The organism is Synechococcales cyanobacterium T60_A2020_003, assembly GCA_015272205.1.
Lineage (GTDB): Bacteria > Cyanobacteriota > Cyanobacteriia > RECH01 > RECH01 > JACYMB01.
Map to the genome: position 1 here is coordinate 1 of JACYMB010000149.1, position 19,709 is coordinate 19,709.

Below are 19,709 nucleotides of genomic sequence, written 5' to 3' on the forward strand. Positions count from 1 at the left end.
ACGAAAAAAGCTAAACCGACAAAGGCCACGAAGTCCAAGGACGTTGAACCTCCTGCATCCGAACCCCAAGACGCGCAGGACTACTCGGATATCATTGCCAAAATTGATGTAGAGATGATGCGATTGGGGTGGAACGCGACCAAAGGGCGAGAGCATCTCAAAGCGGTGTATGGAAAACGCAGCCGTCAGCAGCTCAGCTATCCGGAACTGCTTGATTTTCTCAGTTATTTAGAGACTCAGGCTTAGACCTGGCAAATGCGCTGCTAGCTAAACTTATTCTGGTGTTCAGAAATCTCTATCGACAGGTGAACCGTTTTGCCCCGATTCCATTGACCTCAGTCCTATATAATATCCATTGTGTAGGCGAGGGTAAACGTCTGGAGTAAGCCATGATCTTGACTGTCCCGGATTGGCCGAGGTAAGGTTCCAAACTTACACAGCGATTGCTTACCACTGAGCCGCAAGCGAACCCTGTTCAGCACCATTAGGATTCTTTGTTATGGCACTCATTACCACTGGCAAGCCATTCATTCGAGATTTAGAAGCGTCTGGTGCGCTGGGCGTGTATGTTCCATTGGAAGGTGGTCATGAAGGACGATACCTCCGTCGGTTACGGGCAGCGAAGTATAGCGTCCTGCAGATCACGGCACGTGGACTAGGAGATTTGTCATCCTATTTGTTAAGCGTCCACGGTGTGCGTCCTCCCCACTTAGGCAAAAAGGGGTTAAGCAGTGATGCAGCGGTTGGCTATCGTTACTATATTCCTCCCATGGCAACGTACCAGCTAGAGACATTGTCTCCTTCCTCAAAGGGGCTTGTGCTGTGGCTGATGGAAGGGATAATTCTTTCTCGTCAAGAACTAGAGTTTTTAGCAACGCTGCCCACCCTGGAACCTCGGATTAAAGTTGTGGTGGAAATGGGGGGCGATCGCACCTTTTCCTGGAAGCCCTTGCAGGATGTGGCGATCGCCGCTTAAATCATCTCCCTGCTGAAGTCTCCTCACATCTCACAGAGAAGCAACGCCTCGGACAGGAAACCCCGTTCCAAGGCGCTTACTTATGGTGGGTTGCCCCCAAACTTTTAGCGCGACTTCAGATCCGCCAATGCCCCTCGCGTCATAGCAGCAATCGTCTGGTCATTGGCTTTCGGCAGGTGATAGTATTTGCCGCCTGCCTGCTTCGCTAATTCCTTGGCAAAGCCTGTAGACACAAACTTGTTTTCGGTGTCGATGACCAAAAACTGCATATTGGCAGCCCGAATCTTAGCAGCAATGTCGAGTAACTCTGCCTTGATATCGGGCTTCTCATCCTCTGGAATAGTCTCGCCGAGCGATCGCGCTAGGGGAATATTGCCCCGTCCATCGGTAATCGCCACGATCACGACCTGGCCAATATCACCCGATTGCCGTGCATTGGTGCCCACCCGTACCGCTTGGGTTAATCCATGGGCTAAGGGGGATCCACCTCCACAGGCCATCCGTTCCAACCGTCGGCTAGCTGCCGCAATGGAGCGAGTAGGAGGCAACAGTACCTCAGCCTGCTCGCCCCGGAACGGAATCAGGGCGACCTGATCCCGATTTTGATAGGCTTCTGTCAACAGCCGCAAAACGGCACCTTTCGCAGACTGCATCCGGTTTAGCGCCATTGAACCAGAGGCATCCACCACAAACACCACCAGCGACCCGGCTTTGCGGGCGAGACGTTTGGCGCGAATATCGCCTTGCTCGACGATTACCTTGCGATCGGGCTGGCGTTGGCGTCTCGCTTTCTGATAGGGAGCTGCCGCCCGCAAGGTAGCGTCTACCGCAATGCGGCGTACGACTCCCCCCCGGGGCAACGTTGGTTTGATATACCGTCCGCGATCGTCTGAGAAGACAATGCTGCGGGCTCCCGATTTGCCTTGGCGGTTGGCCATCTGCGAGAAGTAGAGCAGGTTGGGATCCAGGATCACCCCTTCTGGATCAAAGACAAACTCTTCTGGCACGTTGGGTGACTCTGGTTCCGGTGCTTCGTCCTGGTCGTTGTCGTCTTCGTTTTCCTCTTGCTGCTGCTCCTGCTGGTTTTGCTCCTGATCCGACTCTTCGCGATTTTGCGGTGGTGGCGGCGGCGGCGGTGCTTCTTCAGGGGGTGTTTGGACAACCGTTGCCCGGGGCACAATTGTTAAGGCTACGGCTTGGCGGAGGTCTTCAGCATTAATGTCTGTGCGGCCATCTAGGGCAGCGTGGGCTTTGGCGACACGCACGGCAAAGAGTTCGGCGCGATGACCTTGCACTCCTGCCCGGATGGCTTCGTTTACCAAATACTCAATCTGTTCTGGACGGATTTGGACATCTTTTAGCCATTCGCGTGCCAAGACAATCTGGGTTCGCAGTCCGTCTAATTCTTCGTCGTATTGCTGTAAGAAGGACTGTGGAGAGTCGGCGTAGCGGGACGCTTGATCCACAACTTCCACCCGCTGATCCAGCCCCAGAACCATATCTGCTGAAAGGGCGATCGCAATTCGATCAAGCAGGTGTTCACGCAGTTCCCCTTCATCGGGGTTGTAGGTCGCAATCAACAGGGGTCTGCAGGGATGCTGGAAGCTAATGCCTTCCCGTTCAATGACGTTGCGCCCCTCCGTGAGCGTGGTCAGCAAGAGGTTGGCAATTTGGTCATCTAAAAGATTGATTTCGTCGATGTATAGAACGCCTCGATGGGCCTCCGCCAAAAGTCCGGGCTGAAAAACGGTTTCGCCAGATTTGATGGATTGAGCGACATCCACCGAACCTACCAGACGATCCTCCGTTGCGCCGAGGGGAATTTGGATGAACGGAGAAGGAATGATACGAGTGGGGAGCGTTTCCAAGGACTGGTCTGCAAATCGCTCAAGGGTGTCGTCATCCCATTCATCGGGACGGGTGGGGTCGCAATTGCAGCAGGTTCCATCTACAACTTCAATGGGGGGCAAGATGGCGTGAATTGCCCGTGCCATCACAGATTTTGCGGTTCCCCGTCGTCCAGCGATCACGACGCCGCCTAAACCTGGATCCACCGCAACCAGGAGTAAGGCTAATTTGATTGCCTCTTGCCCCACGATCGCCGTTAGGGGAAACGCCATTGGACTCGAAGCACTCTCCAAAGAGACATTTGCAGACATCATAACAATCGCATTCAGACCCACATGCTGGTTTCCATCCTGGTCATTCCGTGCTGGATACGCAACCAAGACTCAGTTTCTCAGCATAGCAATAAACCAGGATCACCGTTACCGATTCTCCTGGTTCAGGGTTAGGGTTGATGCAGCCAACGAGGCGATCGCACTCTACGTTAACGAAACGGCGCTAGGTAGGGCAGCTTCAACATCTGCTGGAACTCGCTCAAGCTTTGCCCCCAGCATTTGCAGCTTCATTTCTAGGCGATCGTAGCCCCGATCCAGATGGTGGAGTCCTTGGATGGTGGTTACCCCTTCAGCAGCCATCCCTGCAAGGACAAGCGCTGCCGAAGCCCGCAGATCGGTAGCCACAACAGGCGCACCGGACAGGGACGGAACCCCCCGCACAACGGCATTGTTGCCTTTAACCCGGATATCGGCTCCCATCCGGCTTAACTCTGCTACATGGCGCAACCGATTTTCAAACACGGTTTCTGTGACGATGCTGTTACCTTCGCAGAGGGTCAGAAGCGCCATAAACTGAGCCTGCATATCTGTGGGAAAACCGGGATAGGGGAGAGTTTCAATATCGGTGGCGCGATAGGTCGATTGTCCAAGGATGCGGAGCCGATCAGCTCCTTCTGTCAAAACCTCTGCACCGACGGCTTTGAGCTTGGCAATGACGGCAGCGAGATGATCGGGTACAACGGGATACAGACTGATATCGGAATGGGTAATCGCGCCAGCCACAAGGAACGTGCCCGCTTCAACGCGATCGGGAATGACGGTGTATTCCGTTGAGTGCAGTTCAGGGACACCGTTAATCACAATGGTGTTGGTTCCAGCCCCCCGGATTTGCGCTCCCATGGCACAGCAAAAGTTGGCTAAGTCTGCCACTTCGGGTTCCTGGGCGGCGTTTTCGATAATCGTTTCGCCCTCAGCCAGGGTGGCGGCCATCATCAGGGTTTCGGTAGCACCGACGCTGGGATAGTCTAGATAAATTTTTGCGCCTTGGAGACGTTTGCGGTTACCAGGGATGAAGGCGTTGATTGTACCGTGATCGATATGGACTTCTGCGCCGAGCGATCGCAACCCGCGCACGTGCAGATCAACAGGTCTTGCGCCAATGGCACATCCACCGGGTAGGGGAACCTTAGCGACACCCGTGCGGGCAAGAAGAGGCCCAATAATGAAAAAACTGGCTCGGAGTTGACTAACTAACTCATAGGGAGCCTGGGTCTGGCTAATGTGGGAGGCATCAATGTCTAAAATTTCATCGTGGTGATTGAGCTTCACACCTAATGCTGCCAGGACTTCTCCCATGCGAGAGATATCAACTAACCTTGGCGTATTGTAGAGCCGACACTCGCCCGGACACAGAATTGCTCCTGCCATCAGTGCCAAGGCTGAATTTTTTGCGCCGCTGATCTTAACTTGTCCACTCAGAGGCGACTTGCCCCAAACCTTTAGTACAAGGTTGTTACCGCCGAGGGGGGCTGATGATGTTGGTGAATTTGCAGAGAGAGTAATGGGTCTATCCTCCTAGACAAGCCAGATCAACTCAAATTGGTTTTGATTCTACCGGAAATCTTATAGATGTCCAGTGGATATCGATGGAATCTCAGCTCAGCACGTTAGCTGAATTTTGTGCAGTTCCCGTGCATTTCTCGTTTGGCTTAATCGAAATCTTCAGATTGGATACATGGAATTCGAAAACAGCTTGACGAAATGCTTGTTTTAAGCGACGATGATGAATCGCAGTGGTAATACGCTGCTAAGCGGAACTGGCGGAATTGGTAGACGCGCTAGATTCAGGTTCTAGTGTCTGCAAAGACTTCCGGGTTCAAGTCCCGGGTTCCGCATAGGTAAGGTTAAATCTTGGAGAGGGCGATCGCACTAGTCTGTGATCGTCCTCTGTGTGTTTAAAGACGTCACCGCTAATGATGAAGGAACGCAGTGTGACATTACGTTGTGTGCAACTAAACCCATGACGGGTAAGTCTTGGCATAATGGACGCTAGGGTTGAGATGGGGTGAAAAAGCTGATTGCTTGGATGCTTTTACCTCACTCAACGACGGTATTTCGGGGACAGATTATGAAAAACGTTGGTATTTCCACTCCTATTCTGGCGTCAGCGATCGCTCTATTTGCCGTATCTGCTCAAGCAGTACCCTTACGGTCTGTGCCCGTTGCGATTGCTCCCCAACCCATGCTACGGCTGGCTCAGGCTCAAGATCCGGCGGTTCTAAATTTTCATACAGAACACTATTCTGTTCGGATCTTCCCCCGGAATGGCGATCTAATCATGAATATCTTTGATCGTCGCGCACAGACGTTATGGCTCAGCGATCTAGAAGTGATTGCGATGGCCCATCCCGAAGGATATGTCTACACGACTGTTCGCAGCGATGTACCCGTTACCGTCTTCCAATCCAGCGTTGATGCGGCGGTGGCATCCCTGACGGTCGGCAGCATGACAGAGTCCGCAACCCAAGTTGTAATTGCGACAGTGCCCCCTCTTACGGCTACTCCTTTGCCACAACCTGTGCCCAATCCAGAGGCGGTTGTAACCTGCTGGGCGTTTCCGGATATCGCCTACCTTTACCGCCAGGGCGATCGCACCCTCATGGATATCAGTAATCGTGACCAGAATCAGACATGGCTTCAAGGTGTGCCTGTAACACCGATGCCCAGCGCAGACGGGACAAACTACCTTTATTCGGGGGATATAACGGTTAAGGTATTCACCTCTGCCTACGATGGTTCGTGCGCCATTATGGTCAATGACAACGAGCCTGAATTTGGCATTCAATAGCAGTAGGGAAGTAGCAGGGAAAATCCATTGTCACGGACGTATATGGGAGCAGCGTTTAGCTTTGTCTGCCCTATCAAAAAGGTGCGTCAGGTTGAATAATTCTGACGCACCTTTTTAAAGTCCGAAGAATTCGAGTTTCAGATTAGGCGAAAGAACGTTTGAGTTAGAGAACATCCTCAAGGCTTCTCTCAGGGCTCTCGATGGATTCAAAAAGAGCCTTGTATACAAACCCGGCAATAATTGCACCAACAATCGGTGCTAGCCAAAAGAGCCATACCTGGCTGAATAGCTCGGTGCCTGCAAAGATAGCAACGCCAGTGCTCCGGGCAGGGTTTACAGAGGTGTTGGTAACCGGGATGCTAATTAAGTGGATCAACGTTAAGCAAAGACCGATTGCAGCAGCAGCAAACCCTTTGGGAGCACGGCTATCCGTTACACCGAGAATGACGATTAGGAAGAAGAAGGTCATTACAATTTCAGTGATGAGACAGGCGAACAAGCCATATCCACCGGGGGAATGTGCACCATAGCCGTTTGTTGCCAAAGGATTCGAGCCAACTAACTCAAACCCTGCACGACCGCTGGCAATCAGCAGCAAAATGCCACCTGCGGCGATCGCTCCCAAAACTTGGGCAATGATATAGGGTAATAATTCAGAACTCGGGAAACGGTTGCCTGCCCAGAGACCGAAGGATACGGCTGGATTAAAGTGACCACCAGAAATATGACCAACGGCATAGGCCATTGTAAAAACAGTTAAACCAAAGGCTAGAGAAACACCTAGCAAGCCAATACCAAGCGCATTTGTTGCATCGTCATAGGGAAAGTTTGCTGCTAAAACAGCACTACCACATCCTCCCAACACAAGCCAAAACGTACCGAAAAACTCGGCAATACAGCGTTTCGTAAGCGGCATTTTCACACTCCTTACTTTTTATTTGTCTTACTCGTCAATCAGCGTAAAGCCAACTTGAGGTAGGCGCAACCTAAAATTCAGGACTAAATTCTCCCATAAAAATCTGAAAACGTAGATTAAGAAAAAGTTATATGACTGAAATGCGTAAAGTCCACCTCATACCAATTTTGAGTTTTGTTCGCGACACGTCTCCGAAGGAGAAATTTTCAGTTTTGAGTGGTAAATGCGTTACTAGGTCAGGGTTTTCAGCCTTTCATGTGTAGCTGAAATACTGGAAATTGGTATCAAAAAGCCGTACCTATTGGCCTTGACTCGCTTCTAAAATTATGATTTTACCGCCTCAAACTTAAGCATAAAATGGTGCAAGTTTGTAAGATTGGTGGATTCAATTGAAGAGAATACTTGCGGTTTCAGTGAACAAATAGAGTTTAAGACGCCAAGTTAAACTTACGACTACACCTAAAAAACGTGCATGTTGTGATAGAGGCTAAAGTATTTAGGCTCTGGAAAGGCTAGGGGCATACACCAAGCGATCTAAGATTTGCTTGAGAACCTGTGCAACCCAATCAATATCGGCTTCAGTGGTGTATTTTCCTAACGTCATACGGATACCGCTTTTGGCAAGGCGATCGCCATAGCCCATCGCCGTTAGGATTGGACTTGCCACCAGTTTGCCGCTGTGACAGGCGGAGCCAGCACTGATGCCAATTCCAGCTAGGTTCATCTGTCGCACTAAGGTTTTACCGCTGATGGGTTCGCCCTTTTCCGGTGATACACAAAAGCTGACGTGATGGGGCAAGCGATGGCGGCGATCGCCCGTTGGTATTAAGGCCGGAACATCAGCGAGTTGGGAATATAGGCGATCGCGCAACTGGATGAGCCGAAGTGTTTCTGTTTCCATCTCTTGAGCGGCGAGTTCAGCCGCAACACCAAATCCGGCAATATTCGCAACCGCTTGGGTGCCAGACCGCAGCCCGAACTCTTGGCCGCCCCCTGCTAATAGAGGAGTAAGGGTCACCCCGGGATGCACATAGAGCGCTCCCACCCCTTGAGGGCCATAGATTTTATGACTAGACAGCGAGAGCAGATCGACTGGAAGATTCTGCACGTCTATCGGCAATCGTCCGGCTACTTGAACCGCATCGGTGTGAAATAAAACGCCATGATCGCGAGTGATTTGACTGAGTTCTTCAATGGGCTGTAGAGTTCCAACTTCGCTTTGTCCGTAAATGATAGAGACAAGAACCGTGTTGGCCTGAAGCACAGAGCGCAGATCGGCGGGGTTGACTTGTCCTCGCGTATTGACCGGGAGTCGCGTGATCTGCCAGCCCCATTCTTCGAGCATCCGGACGGGTTCGGCGATCGCCGAATGTTCGACACTGGAAATCACCATGTGCTGAGGCGCTTTGAATCGGCGTGAGATGCCCATGATGGCGAGGTTGTTGGCTTCAGTGCCGCCAGAGGTGAACACGATAGAGTCGGTCTTGGCATTGATGAGAGCGGCAACCTGCATCCGAGCCTGCTCAACTACCGTGGCGGAACGGTTGCCCCAGAGGTGCAGGCTAGAGGGATTGCCCCATTCCTGCAAAAGCACCTGTTGCATCCGGGCGATCGCTAACGGATGGGTCGGGGTTGTTGCACTGTAATCAAGATAGATTTGCATCGCTTAAACCCCCCAAACCGTCCATCGTCTATCTCTTAGGATACCGATATTCGGCAAGTCTCGGAGGACTCTCCGCAGGAGGTGGGGGATAATCTTTACTATTGCTGTTGCAAGATGTAGCAAATCGGCAAACCCTAGTTCCAATGATCTCAGAGTGGCAAAAGATCGGCTCAGGGTCTTGCCTTGTTGGACTCTACGCGATCGCCGCCCGTTCAACCATAACCAGTTCCAACCATGCTCAATTTTTGGAAAAAATGTCGTGGAGTTCTGCTTGTAAGCCTGGGCTACATGCTGTCGCCCCTGTCGTGGTGGAACGATCTCGTGTTCAACCTCCCGATTGCGCTTGTGTTTGGCTATGGGGTGTCTTGGGTTAACGCAGATTGGTTTTTAGGTGCAACCATTGTCGGCTACTGGCTTTCGAATGTGATTGGCATTGTGATAATGCAATTTGGCGCGATGGACGTATTCTTGACCGATGGGGAACGAAATGTTCAACGAGATTTGTGGATGGGGTTGGGGGGGCTACCTTGTACACCGTTGGGATTTTCGCGTTGGTCTATTTCAAAATTCTCCAAATCCCCGATTTCTTGCTAAATCTGCGCTTTTAGCGGGTTTGGAAATTGGTAGAGATTGGATGTTAGAACATGGTCCAAACTGGGAATACCTATAGGAAAGTGGGGGCGATCGCCCTCAAATTTTGTAATGGCTTTTTCCTCCATCGTCAATTATTTCTAGGTGAACTGTGCAGTTACTCAAATCAAAATGGCTCCGCTTTGTTGGCTTGTTGATCTTGGGCGGGCTGATCTTCTGGGGACTGTCCCTGGGGAATACGAAAACGCCTGCTTTCGTCGCGCTCCTTGAACCCTTACCCCAAGATCCCCAAATTCAGGTCTATTTCAACTACGCCCAATCTTCTCGCTACATCAACCCCTACACACAGCAGGAACGATTGGGCGACAACTTAGAACAAATTCTGCTGAATGGGATTGCCAGTGCCCAAAGCTCGATTGACATGGCTGTTCAAGAACTGCGGCTTCCGGCGATCGCCCATGCCTTAGCGGAAAAACAGGCGGCGGGTGTGAAGGTGCGCGTCATTTTGGAAAATTCCTACAGCCAGCCCTGGAGTCAGCTAACGGTCAATCAGCTCAATGACCTGGATGAGCGAGAACGGAGGAAGTATGCGGAACTAGTGGCGATCGCGGATACCAATGGAGACAGCCAAATTTCTGCCCAGGAAGCCGCCACATCCGATGCCCTGGTGATTCTCCAAAACGCCAGAATTCCGGTGATTGACGATACCGCTGATGGTTCCAAGGGCAGTGGTTTAATGCATCACAAATTTCTGATCATTGACCAAACGCAGGTGATTACGGGATCGGCGAACTTTACCACCAGCGGTATTCATGGCGATGTTCTCCGAGAGGACAGCTTGGGCAATGTCAATCACCTTGTCCAAATCGAAAGTCCAGCCGTAGCGGCATTGTTTACCCAAGAGTTCAATACCATGTGGGGACAGGTCGGCAACCACGCTGCCACCAGCAAATTCGGCCTCCAAAAGCCCTACCGTCCGGCTCAAACGGTGCGCCTCACGCCCACCTCTACTGTCACCGTTCAGTTTTCGCCCACCAGCACATCCCAACCGTGGGAGCAAACCGGGAACGGACTGATCAGCCGTGCGCTGAAGACTGCCAAAACATCCACCGATCTTGCGCTCTTTGTCTTTTCCGATCAAAAGCTGGTGGATACGATGAAACCTTTAGCACAAAAAGGTGTTCAGGTGCGGGCGTTAGTGGATTCTGGCTTTATCTACCGGGATTACAGCGAAGCGCTAGACCTGATGGGGGTTGCCCTTCCCAGGGATAGCTGTGAATACGAAGACGGCAACGCTCCCTGGAACCCAGGGCTAGAAACCGTCGGTGTGCCGCAACTGGTGGAGGGGGATGTGCTTCACCACAAGTTCGGTGTCGTCGATCAACGACTGGTGATTACGGGATCGCAAAACTGGAGCGATGCCGCCAATGCAACGAACGATGAAACCGTCTTGGTCATCGATAACCCCACCGTTGCCGCCCACTTCCATCGAGAGTTTGAGCGGCTGTATAGTTCCGCTACACTGGGTGTTCCGGATTGGCTGCAGGATAAGGTGAACGATACCACCGCTCAGTGTTTGAAGTGAGGGGCGATCGCCCCCCTCGCTCTACGCAGCTACTTTTTCCTCCTGGGGTTTGGATGCTTCCAATTCAGCAAGCTGAGCCTCAATTTGGGCTTTCACAATGTCGCGGTATTCTAAGAAATGCTCGTTGTGGGCGCACACCGCCAGGTACTGCTCCGCCACGGCAGGATTCTTGATCAAAATATGGAATAGGTGATGCCAAAAGAGCCATCGCGTTTTGCGGACTACTCCCTGTCGCCAGCACACCAGCAGCAAAGCCCGCACAATCACCCATTCCGGCATCTGGAACTTTGGCTTCACTCGTGGCGCACCCAGCTTTAGGAAATAGCGATAAACCCGATTGAGATATTGCGTCGGTTCGTAGAGTTGACGGAACGCATCGACGTACTCACGGGCGATGTCTTCAACCGGACGGGTGGGTACAAAATTCATCAGCGTGGTTTGGTTGATGTTGCCGTCTTTTTCGCGGAGGCGGCCTTCTTTTTCGAGGCGATGCCAGAGAGCCGTATTCGGCAATGCTTGGAGCATAGCAAACGTGGTAGTGGGAATGCCTGTAATTTCTGCAAAGTCCACAATTCGCTGTCCAGCTCCGGGTTTTTCGCCATCGAACCCGACGATGAACCCAGCAATCACGCGCAAGCCCGATCGCGTCACTTTGTCGATGGAGTCCAACAGGGGCGATCGCGTATTTTGGAACTTTTTGGTGAGCTGGAGGCTATCGGTGTCGGGGGTTTCAATGCCCATGAAGACTGCGGCGAAGTTGCATTCCAGCATCAGATCGATCATCTCGTCATCGTCCGCCAAATCGAGGGACGCTTCCGTATCAAACCGGAAGGGATAACCCCGCTCCGCTTGCCAATCTTTTAGGTCTTTCAACGATAGTTTTACGTTGCGCTTATTGCCGATGAAGTTGTCGTCCACCATGAATACGCCGCCACGCCAGCCCAAGTCGTAAAGATACTGCAACTCAGCAAGGAGTTGGGCTGGAGTTTTGGTGCGCGGTTTGCGTCCGTAGAGCACGATAATGTCGCAGAATTCGCACTGAAATGGACACCCCCGCGAAAACTGCACCGACATTGAATCATAGGCTTTCATCTCCAGCAATTCGTAGCGCGGGATTGGGGTTGTGGTGACATCCGGCTTTTCCCCATTAGAACTGAAGCGACCGCTGGTGTCGCCGCTTTCAATCGCTTCTACAAACATCGGAAGGGTAATTTCGCCTTCGTCCAGGATCAGGAAATCAACCCCGGCTGCTTCCATCTCCTGCGGCATTGAGGAGGGATAGGGGCCACCGACGGCTACGGGTTTGCCTCGCCGCTTGGCTTCTTGAATCTGATCTAACATATCCGCTTTCTGGACAATCATGGCAGAGATAATCACCACATCTGCCCATTCCCATTCTGCGTCTGTGACCTCGCGAATGTTGCGATCAACGAGCTTAAATTCCCACGTCTGCGGCAGGATTGCGGCAACGGTAATCAATCCCAAGGGAGGTAGTAAAACCTTGCGGTTAACAAGCTCTAGAATTTTTTCGTAGGACCAAAAGGTTTTCGGAAAAAGAGGATATACTAGCAGCGCTTTCATGGGATGTACGGTTGAAGGTTTGCTGTGCAGTCTAGCCCATTCTAAAGTTTTCCTGTTAATGATTGTGTCAGTTTGTGGAGAATTGAAACCGCTTTAACCCATCGAGGGATACCTCAAGGCATTGGAAACGCTTCTTCTACAGACAGGCCAATTTCTTGCCCGTAGGAGAGGTCTAAGGTGTGTCCGTCAGGATCGCGTAAGAAAGCCCAGTAGCCAACGGGATAGTCGGAATCCGTTGGCCCTTGAATCAAAATTCCTTCCGTTCGAGCGCGATCGCACAAATCATTCATCGCCTCACGACTTTCACACCCAACACCAAGGTGGGCAAAGGGAATCAGAACCGGATCGACGGGATTGCTCTCGATGAGCACAATTACAAAGGGGGGAGTCCGGTCTGAGAGCCAAACAACTGTCTTGCCTGTTGTTGAGTCGATGCGCTGATGCACCACCTGCATAGCGGCATAGGTACTGTAAAACGCGATACTGCGTTGGGTGTCTTGAACAGGCAAGGCAATATGGGTCAGGCCAACGTCAACCATAGGGACTACAGGGTGGGCTGGGGTACACCTTCTGGATTGGGAGGTTCGAAAGCGACAGCAAAGCGGTCATGGGGACGCATTTGTTGCAGGATTCGTAGACGCCCCTCTGCTTCGGCCAAATTGCGGAATCGGGCGATCGTGACAGGTTGACTATCCGGCAAACAGCGAACCACGACCCAAGGATTGAGCCGTTCTTTGTAATAACTCATCAAAATGTCTCCACTCTTCTATAACGTTGTGAATTTCTCGTTGTATTGCTGCGATCGCCCTTTGTTGGCGCAATACCAATACCAACAGCAGGGCAGCAAAATTAAGTCAGCCTTACCTGAGAAGTAAGTAGTTAACCTATTGCTGGATGAGACCGAGACGTTCGAAACCAGAACTTTTGAAAACCTATAAACCTTGGCTGGACAGTAGATCTAGTAATTTATCCAAGGCGTATCAGCGCTTGTAGATCTACACTTACTAAACTTTAGGAGAAACTTTAGGAGGCTGTACTATGCTAGCATTCCGCTGATGGTTTTACTGAAAAAAGGCTCACAACCCAACCTGCAATCGCCCAGTAACGCTAGAAAATCCACACCACGCTCGCAAATCGAGGAGCCATGTCCTGAAGTCAGGGTGAGGCGATCGCGGCTTTGAATGCGATAAGCTGAACATGCCGATCTTCTGGACGCGATCGCCATGAATTTACCCACCTGGATCACCGTTTCACGATTGCTGGGTGTTCCCATTCTCCTCTACCTGCTGCACGATCCCACAAATCAAATGCGTTGGATTGCGCTAGCCATCTTTCTCTTGGCCGCAGGTACTGATTGGCTAGATGGCTATCTGGCGCGACGGTTAAATCAGGTGACCGATCTGGGGAAGTTCCTGGATCCTCTAGTCGATAAACTCTTGGTGCTTGCGCCTCTCCTAGCCCTGATCGAGGTGGGACAGGTGCCTGCTTGGGGCGTTTTTCTGATCCTGGCGAGGGAGCTAACCATTGCTGGATGGCGGGTCAACCAAACCAAGATTTCGGGCGCTAATATTTGGGGTAAGTTGAAAACCATTAGCCAAATGCTGGCGATCGCCCTCCTAATTGCGCCTCTTGCACCAAATTGGACACCGATTGTGCTGATCTGTTTCTGGGTGTCGGTTTTGCTCACGTGGGTTTCGGGAGTGATCTACCTCCTTCCCCAACCCTCATCCAGGGCATCAACGCCGTAGCCCGAAAGAGCACAGCCAAGGGAATGGTGTGTACAGAATTAGGTGGATCAGAAGACTACAACGAGCGAACCTTCGCCACCCTACAGGAAACGATGACTCAAGGTTGAGAAACGGCTGATAATTCATCCACAACCTGTACACGCCCACGTCGAGCTGCATGCAGCAGGCGATCAATGGCTTGCCGATCCTCGTCGGATAGGGAGTCCGAAATGATTGCTGCCATTAGCCCGTAGCGATCCGCTACAGTAATTTGCCCGGATACTGTGGCATGGGCAAAAATATCAGAAATCGCGCAGGGTAAGGGCAGGATTTGGGGAATCATTAGGACGCCAGGGTGGAAAAGCATCAAGCAGAAAAAACGGCAGTCAATGATGGTAAATGGATGTAAAACCCTATCCGTAATAAGCTTAAGGGCGATCGCTTTGTTTCAGTCTTAATAATCACCGATCCCAAGGCGCAGGAACTGTGATCGTCAGGTTTTTTAGAAGTGATATTGATCACGTTTAGACCGTCCAAGACGGTATGTTTGGTGATTTCAATCACTACGCGCTTGGATTCTATCTGAACCAATGGATCCTACGCAGATGCTAACGCTAACGGATAGCCGAGAGTTGGGTGCGACACCTACTCCATTTCCGACGCTGCGCTACGGATGGGCTGACGGCCTCAAAGTTTGTGTGGTGCACTGCCAACTTAAATCTAAACACGCAAAATTTCGCACTCCTCCGCACCCCTTGCGTCGCTAGGTTTCAAGATAGTTCTTGCAACGTCTTTCAATGTTTAGGCTTGCGATCGCACGACCTTGTTCGATAAAATAGTGATTCTGGTTATTACCGCCACTAAAAGTATTTTGGGTAGTCTCAAGGTGCTGGCGGGAATGGGATGTGTGTATGGTAGCGGGTAGTAAAGTTATGGCAAAACGAATTCAGTTGGTTCTAACCCAGGACGTTAGCAAGCTTGGACGCGATGGCGACTTGGTTGAAGTTGCACCAGGCTACGCTAAAAATTATCTTTTGCCCCAAGGCATGGCTGTGCGTACCACCCCCGGCATTCTGAAGCAGGTGGAGCGTCGTCGTGAGGCCGAGCGTCAGCGTTTGGCTGAGCTAAAAGGGGAAGCTGAAGTTCAGAAGGCAGCGCTTGAGAAGCTCGGCTCCCTTGATGTTGTCAAGCAAGTGGGCGAGAAGGGATCCATCTTTGGAACTGTGACCGATCGTGAGGTTGCTGAACTGATCAAAGAGAAAACCGGATATGACATTGATCGTCGTGGAATCACCGTTCCCGATATCAACAAAGTGGGCAGCTACAAGGTAAAAATCAAGCTTCACCCAGACGTGTCGGCGGATTTGACAATTCAGGTTGTGGAAGACGCTGAAGCTTAAGTTCCGCGCCTGAACACATCCATTCTCTTCTCTAGGCAAATTGTCCGCACTTGCCAGGGAGATATATCCTGCTTTTTGGGTTGGAGGCTGTGACAATATCAGTCTCCGATGTTTTTACAAACCAGGGCAGACGTTCTTCATAGCAGCTACTCACCGTTTTGGGATGGGGTGGCTGCTTTTGTATTCTGATGCTTGTGTTGTGAATCGTTCATGGTTTGTCCTTGCAGTTTTTGTGTTAGCCCCGTTTGGGGTTGATGCACTCAGGACTTGAAATCTAGAATTCCGGTATCTTCAGCGCTGGGAGAGATGACAGCCTATGCCGCCCTCGATACGATATCGAGAGGAACTGTAGTGCAGATTAGTGGGTTGACCATGAATAGGCGATCGCTCGGACAATCCGATATCCAAATTACGCCCGTGATTCTAGGAACGTGGCAGGCTGGTAAGCGGGGGTGGGTCGATATTGAAGATCAAGCAGTGATTCAGGCCATACGGTCTGCTGTGGAGGCGGGGATCAACACGATCGATACAGCGGAGGTCTATGGCGAAGGCTATTCTGAACGGATCGTGGGGCAGGCGTTATCGGAGGTGCGATCGCGCGTTGTCTATGCTACGAAGGTATTTGCCAATCATCTGAAATATGACCAGGTCATCAGCGCTTGTGAAGGGTCACTCAAAAATCTACAGACTGACTATATTGACCTGTACCAAATTCACTGGCCGTCTGGGGCGTTCAACAGCGAGATAGTGCCGATTGAAGAAACGATGCAGGCGCTAACGGATCTGAAACAACAGGGCAAAATTCGGGCGATCGGCGTGTCCAATTTTTCTCTGGAACAGCTCAAGGAGGCGATGCAGTACGGACAAATTGACAGTATTCAGCCTCCGTATTCCCTCTTCTGGCGGCATATTGAACGGGACTTGATGCCCTTTTGTGTTGAGCAAAACATTTCGATTCTGGCCTACTCGTCCCTGGCTCAGGGGTTGCTGACCGGTAAGTTTGGGCGGGATCTCCATCTCAAAGAAGGCGATATTCGCGCTAAAAATAAGCTGTTTCACGGCGATGCCTATGAGCGGGTGCAGGATGCTTTGGATGCGCTACGTCCCATTGCGGAGCGGAATCAATGTACTTTGGCGCAGTTGGCGTTGGCTTGGTTAATGGCTCAGCCCCAGACTCAGGCGATCGCCGGAGCCCGAAATTCTGATCAAGCGGTGCAAAATGCCAAGGCCATGACGGTGCAGCTTTCGGCGGAGGATCTGAAGGCGATCGATGCAATTGGGCGAACGGTGACGGAACCGTTGGACGATAATCCAATCATGTGGGATTTTGCGTCTTGACCCTAAATGGCCATGATTGAGATTGACCACTTGGATCACCTGGTGCTGACGGTGCGGAACTGTCAGGCCACCTGCGAGTTTTACACCCAAGTGCTGGGTATGGAGTTGGTTATCTTCGGTGGCGATCGCCTTGCCCTTCGATTCGGACGGCAGAAGATCAATTTGCACGAGTATGGGCGATCGCACCGACCCCACGCACAAACGCCCACGCCCGGTTCCCAAGATCTCTGCTTGATCACGCGCACACCCCTAGCGGAAGTCAAGGCACACTTGGAACATTGCCAAATTCCCATTGAAGAGGGGATCGTGACTCGGACAGGGGCAGAAGGGGCGATTGCCTCTCTGTACATTCGTGATCCCGATGGCAATCTGATTGAACTTTCCAACCCGATCGTCAATCCCGCTTAGATGAAGGGCGTTTTCTGACGATAGGCATCTAGATCTAGTGCCATCAACTCAGCATAGGCATGGGCGATCGCCCGCTTCCCCCGCAAAAATCCCGTACTGGCTCCGGGGCAAATGTAGCTGAAGGTATCGGCAGCAAAGCGATCGCGTATCTGCTGCACGCTGCGGAGTTGGCGAGGCCAATGAAACGTTTTGGAGAGGCGCAGGGGTTCGGGCTGACCTTGGGCATTGGGGAGCAAGTGCCGTCCGGTAAACAGCACACCCCCGTGGCGATCGTCATACACACAGGCCGATCCCGGTGAGTGTCCGGGTGTCCAAAACGCATAGGTATGAGCCCCAAGCCTGATTTCATTCTGGAAAGATTGGACCGCAAGATTGGGCAACAGGTAGGCTTCCTGTTCCTGAATGACTACATCACACCCCGTTTGCTCCTGGATTTCCTTCACTTGGGCGATCGCCCCTCGATGGGTAATCATCAGGGTTTGAACGCCTCCATGCTGTGCAATAAACGCCTGATGTTCTTCCGTCCAAGCGGGACAATCGATCAAAAGATTGGTCGATCGCCCGTGGGCATTGGGGGTGCGGTTCACGATGAAGTAGGCGGTTCCCCCAAGAGTATGGCGGTTCGGTGGGAAGGCAAAAATCGCATAGTCATTGGAATGGGAGTGCTCTTCAAAGACTAGACGCGGCGTTTTATGGGGCGATCGCTCCTGGGCAGTGGTGGAATCTGGGCTGGGGGAAACGTGTGTCATGACAATCGGTTCAAGATGCGCTAACAAATATTGAGAATTCTTGACCTTCCCATCCTAAAAGATTCTGAGATCCGCAGTTGATCGGGCTTTGCGAAACAGGGGGCGATCGTCTCAACCGAGTAGACCGATGCGACACTTCCCGTGAAGACGGTATCCTGGTAGTGGAGAGTCTCTGTTTTGGATAGCAGAGAAATAGTGCTGAATCGTGAAGTTCTGTTCCTCCCCACTTTGATTGTGCAGTTAAGCATGAAATCCCTGTTTTTGAAGGATTAACGTCCATCGAACCCGTTCCCCCCACAACATGAGTCTCTTCTGGCTGATCTTATTTTTGTTAGGTGCGCTTACCTACGTAGCTGTACGCCGGAGCGCATCGGGTCTGACCCGCACCCCCATCTGGCTGCTTTGGCTAGTGATGATGATGCCTGCCTTTATCTGGACGGCTTGGGTGCTAGTTACAGGCAATGTTGAGTCAATGCCGATGCTCTTGCTCATCGTTCCATTTGTGGTGTGCCCATTCATTTACTGGATGTTGGTGCAAATGGGACGTCCTGTAACGGCAGCCCAATCCTCCGGGGAAGCCTCGCCGTTGATGGCTCAGGACGGTGAATCAACGACGAGTAACGCCATTCGTCCAATCACAAAGACGGAGGAGAAGGTCTTACAAAATTGCTTCCCTTGGTCTGTTTTTTATCTTCAGAATATTGAGTATCGTCCCCAGGCGCTGGTGTGTCGCGGCAAGCTGCGTACCTCGCCGGAAGTCGCCTATCGCACCATTCGCGAGAATATTGAAGCCCAGTTTGGCGATCGCTTTTTGGTCGTGTTTCAAGAAGGCATGAATGGCCGCCCATTTTTTGCCCTGGTATCCAATCCGCTGATTACGAAGCGCAATGACCCCCAGCAGCAGACTGCACGACCCGCTGTCATGTTAGGACTGCTGGGTGCAACGCTGATCACAACCACTTTGGCGGGAAGTATGGGAGTGACTGGATTAGTAGGGGCTGAACTTCCTCAGGATTTCCCCACTTTCTTGACGGGATTGCCCTACGCCTTATCGCTGCTGTCCATTTTGGGTGTGCATGAGATGGGGCATTATTGTGCATCTCAAATTCATCGTGTGCGGGCGACCTTGCCCTACTTTATTCCCGTTCCTCCTGCCGGGATCTTTCCCTTCGGAACCTTTGGCGCATTTATTCAAATGAAGTCTCCGGTGCCAAACCGTAAAGCGTTGTTTGATATCGGGATTGCAGGGCCATTAGCGGGATTCGTGGTGACGGTTCCCCTGCTGATCTGGGGATTGCTCCAGTCTGACGTGGTGCCTCTAACAGAAACCTCCAGCATCTTAAACTTCACATCCCTGCAACCTACGGAATCGCTGATGCTGGCGCTTTTGAGTAAGGTTGCCTTGGGTACGCAGCTAACCGCAGAAAGTGCCTTGAATCTGCATCCAGTGGCGATCGCAGGCTGTTTAGGCTTAATCATCACAGCACTGAATCTGATGCCCGTTGGACAGTTGGATGGTGGGCATATCGTTCACGCGATGTTTGGACAGCGCACTGGGGCGTTGATTGGTCAGGTCACGCGATTACTGGTGCTTGCCCTATCGATGGTGCAGCACGAATATTTGCTATGGGCGATCTTGCTATTTTTCATTCCTGCCGTGGATGAGCCTGCCCTCAATGACGTGAGCGAATTGAACAATGGGCGCGATGCCTTGGGGTTACTCGCTTTGGTGCTGTTGGTGATGATTGTGCTGCCTGCTCCCCCTGCCATAATCCAGCTTTTTTACTAATGCTGTAGGGGTTGAGTC

18 protein-coding genes, 1 tRNA gene and 1 pseudogene are annotated in these 19,709 nt (G+C 51.7%); 11 read left to right on the forward strand and 9 right to left on the reverse strand.

From position 1 onward, the window contains the following. Both IGR76_08000 and IGR76_08005 read left to right on the forward strand, forming a co-directional pair. The coding region (locus IGR76_08000) for a hypothetical protein (protein MBF2078450.1) at positions 1 to 246 on the forward strand (246 nt) is incomplete at its 5' end. Positions 247 to 499: 253 nt separating this feature from the next. Next, entirely contained in the window at positions 500 to 976 is a 477-nt protein-coding gene (locus tag IGR76_08005; protein MBF2078451.1) for an NAD(P)H-quinone oxidoreductase subunit N, read from the forward strand. Positions 977 to 1,080: 104 nt separating this feature from the next. Here IGR76_08005 and bchD read toward each other — a convergent pair whose 3' ends face one another. Together bchD and murA are read right to left on the reverse strand one after the other, a co-directional pair. Beyond that, positions 1,081 to 3,135 (reverse strand): magnesium chelatase ATPase subunit D, encoded by a 2,055-nt coding sequence (bchD, locus tag IGR76_08010; GenBank protein MBF2078452.1) that lies wholly within the window; start codon positions 3,133 to 3,135, stop codon positions 1,081 to 1,083. Positions 3,136 to 3,300: 165 nt separating this feature from the next. Then, positions 3,301 to 4,659: a UDP-N-acetylglucosamine 1-carboxyvinyltransferase gene (gene murA, locus IGR76_08015; GenBank protein MBF2078453.1), complete on the reverse strand. Its 1,359-nt coding sequence runs from the start codon at positions 4,657 to 4,659 to the stop codon at positions 3,301 to 3,303. Between the two features lie 248 nt (positions 4,660 to 4,907). Between murA and IGR76_08020 the strand changes: the two genes are divergently transcribed. Together IGR76_08020 and IGR76_08025 are read left to right on the forward strand one after the other, a co-directional pair. Further along, a tRNA-Leu gene (locus IGR76_08020) sits at positions 4,908 to 4,991 on the forward strand. 170 nt (positions 4,992 to 5,161) lie between these two features. Continuing rightward, positions 5,162 to 5,944 (forward strand): hypothetical protein, encoded by a 783-nt coding sequence (locus IGR76_08025; protein ID MBF2078454.1) that lies wholly within the window; start codon positions 5,162 to 5,164, stop codon positions 5,942 to 5,944. 163 nt (positions 5,945 to 6,107) lie between these two features. Here IGR76_08025 and aqpZ read toward each other — a convergent pair whose 3' ends face one another. Together aqpZ and IGR76_08035 are read right to left on the reverse strand one after the other, a co-directional pair. Next, positions 6,108 to 6,860 carry an aquaporin Z gene (gene aqpZ, locus IGR76_08030; protein ID MBF2078455.1) on the reverse strand — a complete coding sequence of 251 codons (753 nt, stop codon included), beginning with the start codon at positions 6,858 to 6,860 and terminating at the stop codon, positions 6,108 to 6,110. A gap of 496 nt (positions 6,861 to 7,356) precedes the next feature. After that, the gene (locus tag IGR76_08035) at positions 7,357 to 8,523 is read right to left on the reverse strand and encodes a cysteine desulfurase (GenBank protein ID MBF2078456.1); all 1,167 of its coding nucleotides are present in this window, start codon (positions 8,521 to 8,523) and stop codon (positions 7,357 to 7,359) included. Positions 8,524 to 8,757: 234 nt separating this feature from the next. On the opposite strand from IGR76_08035, the pseudogene IGR76_08040 reads away from it, so the two are divergent. Beyond that, positions 8,758 to 9,131: pseudogene (locus IGR76_08040) on the forward strand (hypothetical protein). A gap of 134 nt (positions 9,132 to 9,265) precedes the next feature. Continuing rightward, a complete protein-coding gene (locus IGR76_08045) occupies positions 9,266 to 10,699 on the forward strand; it encodes a competence protein ComE (protein ID MBF2078457.1) in 1,434 nt (477 codons plus the stop codon). A gap of 21 nt (positions 10,700 to 10,720) precedes the next feature. On the opposite strand, the gene IGR76_08050 is transcribed toward IGR76_08045, so the two are convergent. The 3 genes from IGR76_08050 to IGR76_08060 form a co-directional block, all read right to left on the reverse strand. Continuing rightward, the gene (locus IGR76_08050; GenBank protein MBF2078458.1) at positions 10,721 to 12,280 is read right to left on the reverse strand and encodes a B12-binding domain-containing radical SAM protein; all 1,560 of its coding nucleotides are present in this window, start codon (positions 12,278 to 12,280) and stop codon (positions 10,721 to 10,723) included. A 113-nt stretch (positions 12,281 to 12,393) separates the two neighbouring features. Then, a complete protein-coding gene (locus IGR76_08055; protein MBF2078459.1) occupies positions 12,394 to 12,819 on the reverse strand; it encodes a VOC family protein in 426 nt (141 codons plus the stop codon). 5 nt (positions 12,820 to 12,824) lie between these two features. Then, complete coding sequence (locus IGR76_08060) at positions 12,825 to 13,028, reverse strand: hypothetical protein (GenBank protein MBF2078460.1); 204 nt, start codon at positions 13,026 to 13,028, stop codon at positions 12,825 to 12,827. Between the two features lie 475 nt (positions 13,029 to 13,503). On the opposite strand from IGR76_08060, the gene pgsA reads away from it, so the two are divergent. Then, complete coding sequence (gene pgsA, locus IGR76_08065; GenBank protein ID MBF2078461.1) at positions 13,504 to 14,028, forward strand: CDP-diacylglycerol--glycerol-3-phosphate 3-phosphatidyltransferase; 525 nt, start codon at positions 13,504 to 13,506, stop codon at positions 14,026 to 14,028. A gap of 97 nt (positions 14,029 to 14,125) precedes the next feature. Here pgsA and IGR76_08070 read toward each other — a convergent pair whose 3' ends face one another. Continuing rightward, positions 14,126 to 14,350: a hypothetical protein gene (locus IGR76_08070; protein MBF2078462.1), complete on the reverse strand. Its 225-nt coding sequence runs from the start codon at positions 14,348 to 14,350 to the stop codon at positions 14,126 to 14,128. Positions 14,351 to 14,939: 589 nt separating this feature from the next. On the opposite strand from IGR76_08070, the gene rplI reads away from it, so the two are divergent. The 3 genes from rplI to IGR76_08085 all read left to right on the forward strand — a co-directional run bounded on the left by rplI (position 14,940) and on the right by IGR76_08085 (position 17,153). Next, complete coding sequence (gene rplI / locus IGR76_08075; GenBank protein ID MBF2078463.1) at positions 14,940 to 15,407, forward strand: 50S ribosomal protein L9; 468 nt, start codon at positions 14,940 to 14,942, stop codon at positions 15,405 to 15,407. A 372-nt stretch (positions 15,408 to 15,779) separates the two neighbouring features. Then, entirely contained in the window at positions 15,780 to 16,745 is a 966-nt protein-coding gene (locus IGR76_08080; protein ID MBF2078464.1) for an aldo/keto reductase, read from the forward strand. A 15-nt stretch (positions 16,746 to 16,760) separates the two neighbouring features. Continuing rightward, a complete protein-coding gene (locus IGR76_08085; GenBank protein ID MBF2078465.1) occupies positions 16,761 to 17,153 on the forward strand; it encodes a VOC family protein in 393 nt (130 codons plus the stop codon). Here the strand turns inward: IGR76_08085 and IGR76_08090 are convergent. Continuing rightward, positions 17,150 to 17,902 carry an MBL fold metallo-hydrolase gene (locus IGR76_08090; GenBank protein MBF2078466.1) on the reverse strand — a complete coding sequence of 251 codons (753 nt, stop codon included), beginning with the start codon at positions 17,900 to 17,902 and terminating at the stop codon, positions 17,150 to 17,152. The two genes, IGR76_08085 and IGR76_08090, sit on opposite strands and share 4 nt — an antisense overlap. A gap of 301 nt (positions 17,903 to 18,203) precedes the next feature. Here IGR76_08090 and IGR76_08095 point away from each other — a divergent pair, with 301 nt between their 5' ends. Then, entirely contained in the window at positions 18,204 to 19,691 is a 1,488-nt protein-coding gene (locus IGR76_08095) for a site-2 protease family protein (GenBank protein ID MBF2078467.1), read from the forward strand. Positions 19,692 to 19,709: the final 18 nt, after the last annotated feature.

What these genes read in the sequence shown, in the direction of transcription:
- IGR76_08005 (MBF2078451.1), top strand. Translation starts at nt 500, where the DNA reads ATGGCACTCATTACCACTGGCAAGCCATTCATTCGAGATTTAGAAGCG.
- bchD (MBF2078452.1), bottom strand. Translation starts at nt 3,135, where the DNA reads ATGTCTGCAAATGTCTCTTTGGAGAGTGCTTCGAGTCCAATGGCGTTT.
- aqpZ (MBF2078455.1), bottom strand. Translation starts at nt 6,860, where the DNA reads ATGCCGCTTACGAAACGCTGTATTGCCGAGTTTTTCGGTACGTTTTGG.
- IGR76_08035 (MBF2078456.1), bottom strand. Translation starts at nt 8,523, where the DNA reads ATGCAAATCTATCTTGATTACAGTGCAACAACCCCGACCCATCCGTTA.
- IGR76_08050 (MBF2078458.1), bottom strand. Translation starts at nt 12,280, where the DNA reads ATGAAAGCGCTGCTAGTATATCCTCTTTTTCCGAAAACCTTTTGGTCC.
- IGR76_08055 (MBF2078459.1), bottom strand. Translation starts at nt 12,819, where the DNA reads ATGGTTGACGTTGGCCTGACCCATATTGCCTTGCCTGTTCAAGACACC.
- IGR76_08060 (MBF2078460.1), bottom strand. Translation starts at nt 13,028, where the DNA reads ATGAGTTATTACAAAGAACGGCTCAATCCTTGGGTCGTGGTTCGCTGT.
- pgsA (MBF2078461.1), top strand. Translation starts at nt 13,504, where the DNA reads ATGAATTTACCCACCTGGATCACCGTTTCACGATTGCTGGGTGTTCCC.
- IGR76_08070 (MBF2078462.1), bottom strand. Translation starts at nt 14,350, where the DNA reads ATGATTCCCCAAATCCTGCCCTTACCCTGCGCGATTTCTGATATTTTT.
- rplI (MBF2078463.1), top strand. Translation starts at nt 14,940, where the DNA reads ATGGCAAAACGAATTCAGTTGGTTCTAACCCAGGACGTTAGCAAGCTT.
- IGR76_08080 (MBF2078464.1), top strand. Translation starts at nt 15,780, where the DNA reads ATGAATAGGCGATCGCTCGGACAATCCGATATCCAAATTACGCCCGTG.
- IGR76_08090 (MBF2078466.1), bottom strand. Translation starts at nt 17,902, where the DNA reads ATGACACACGTTTCCCCCAGCCCAGATTCCACCACTGCCCAGGAGCGA.
- IGR76_08095 (MBF2078467.1), top strand. Translation starts at nt 18,204, where the DNA reads ATGAGTCTCTTCTGGCTGATCTTATTTTTGTTAGGTGCGCTTACCTAC.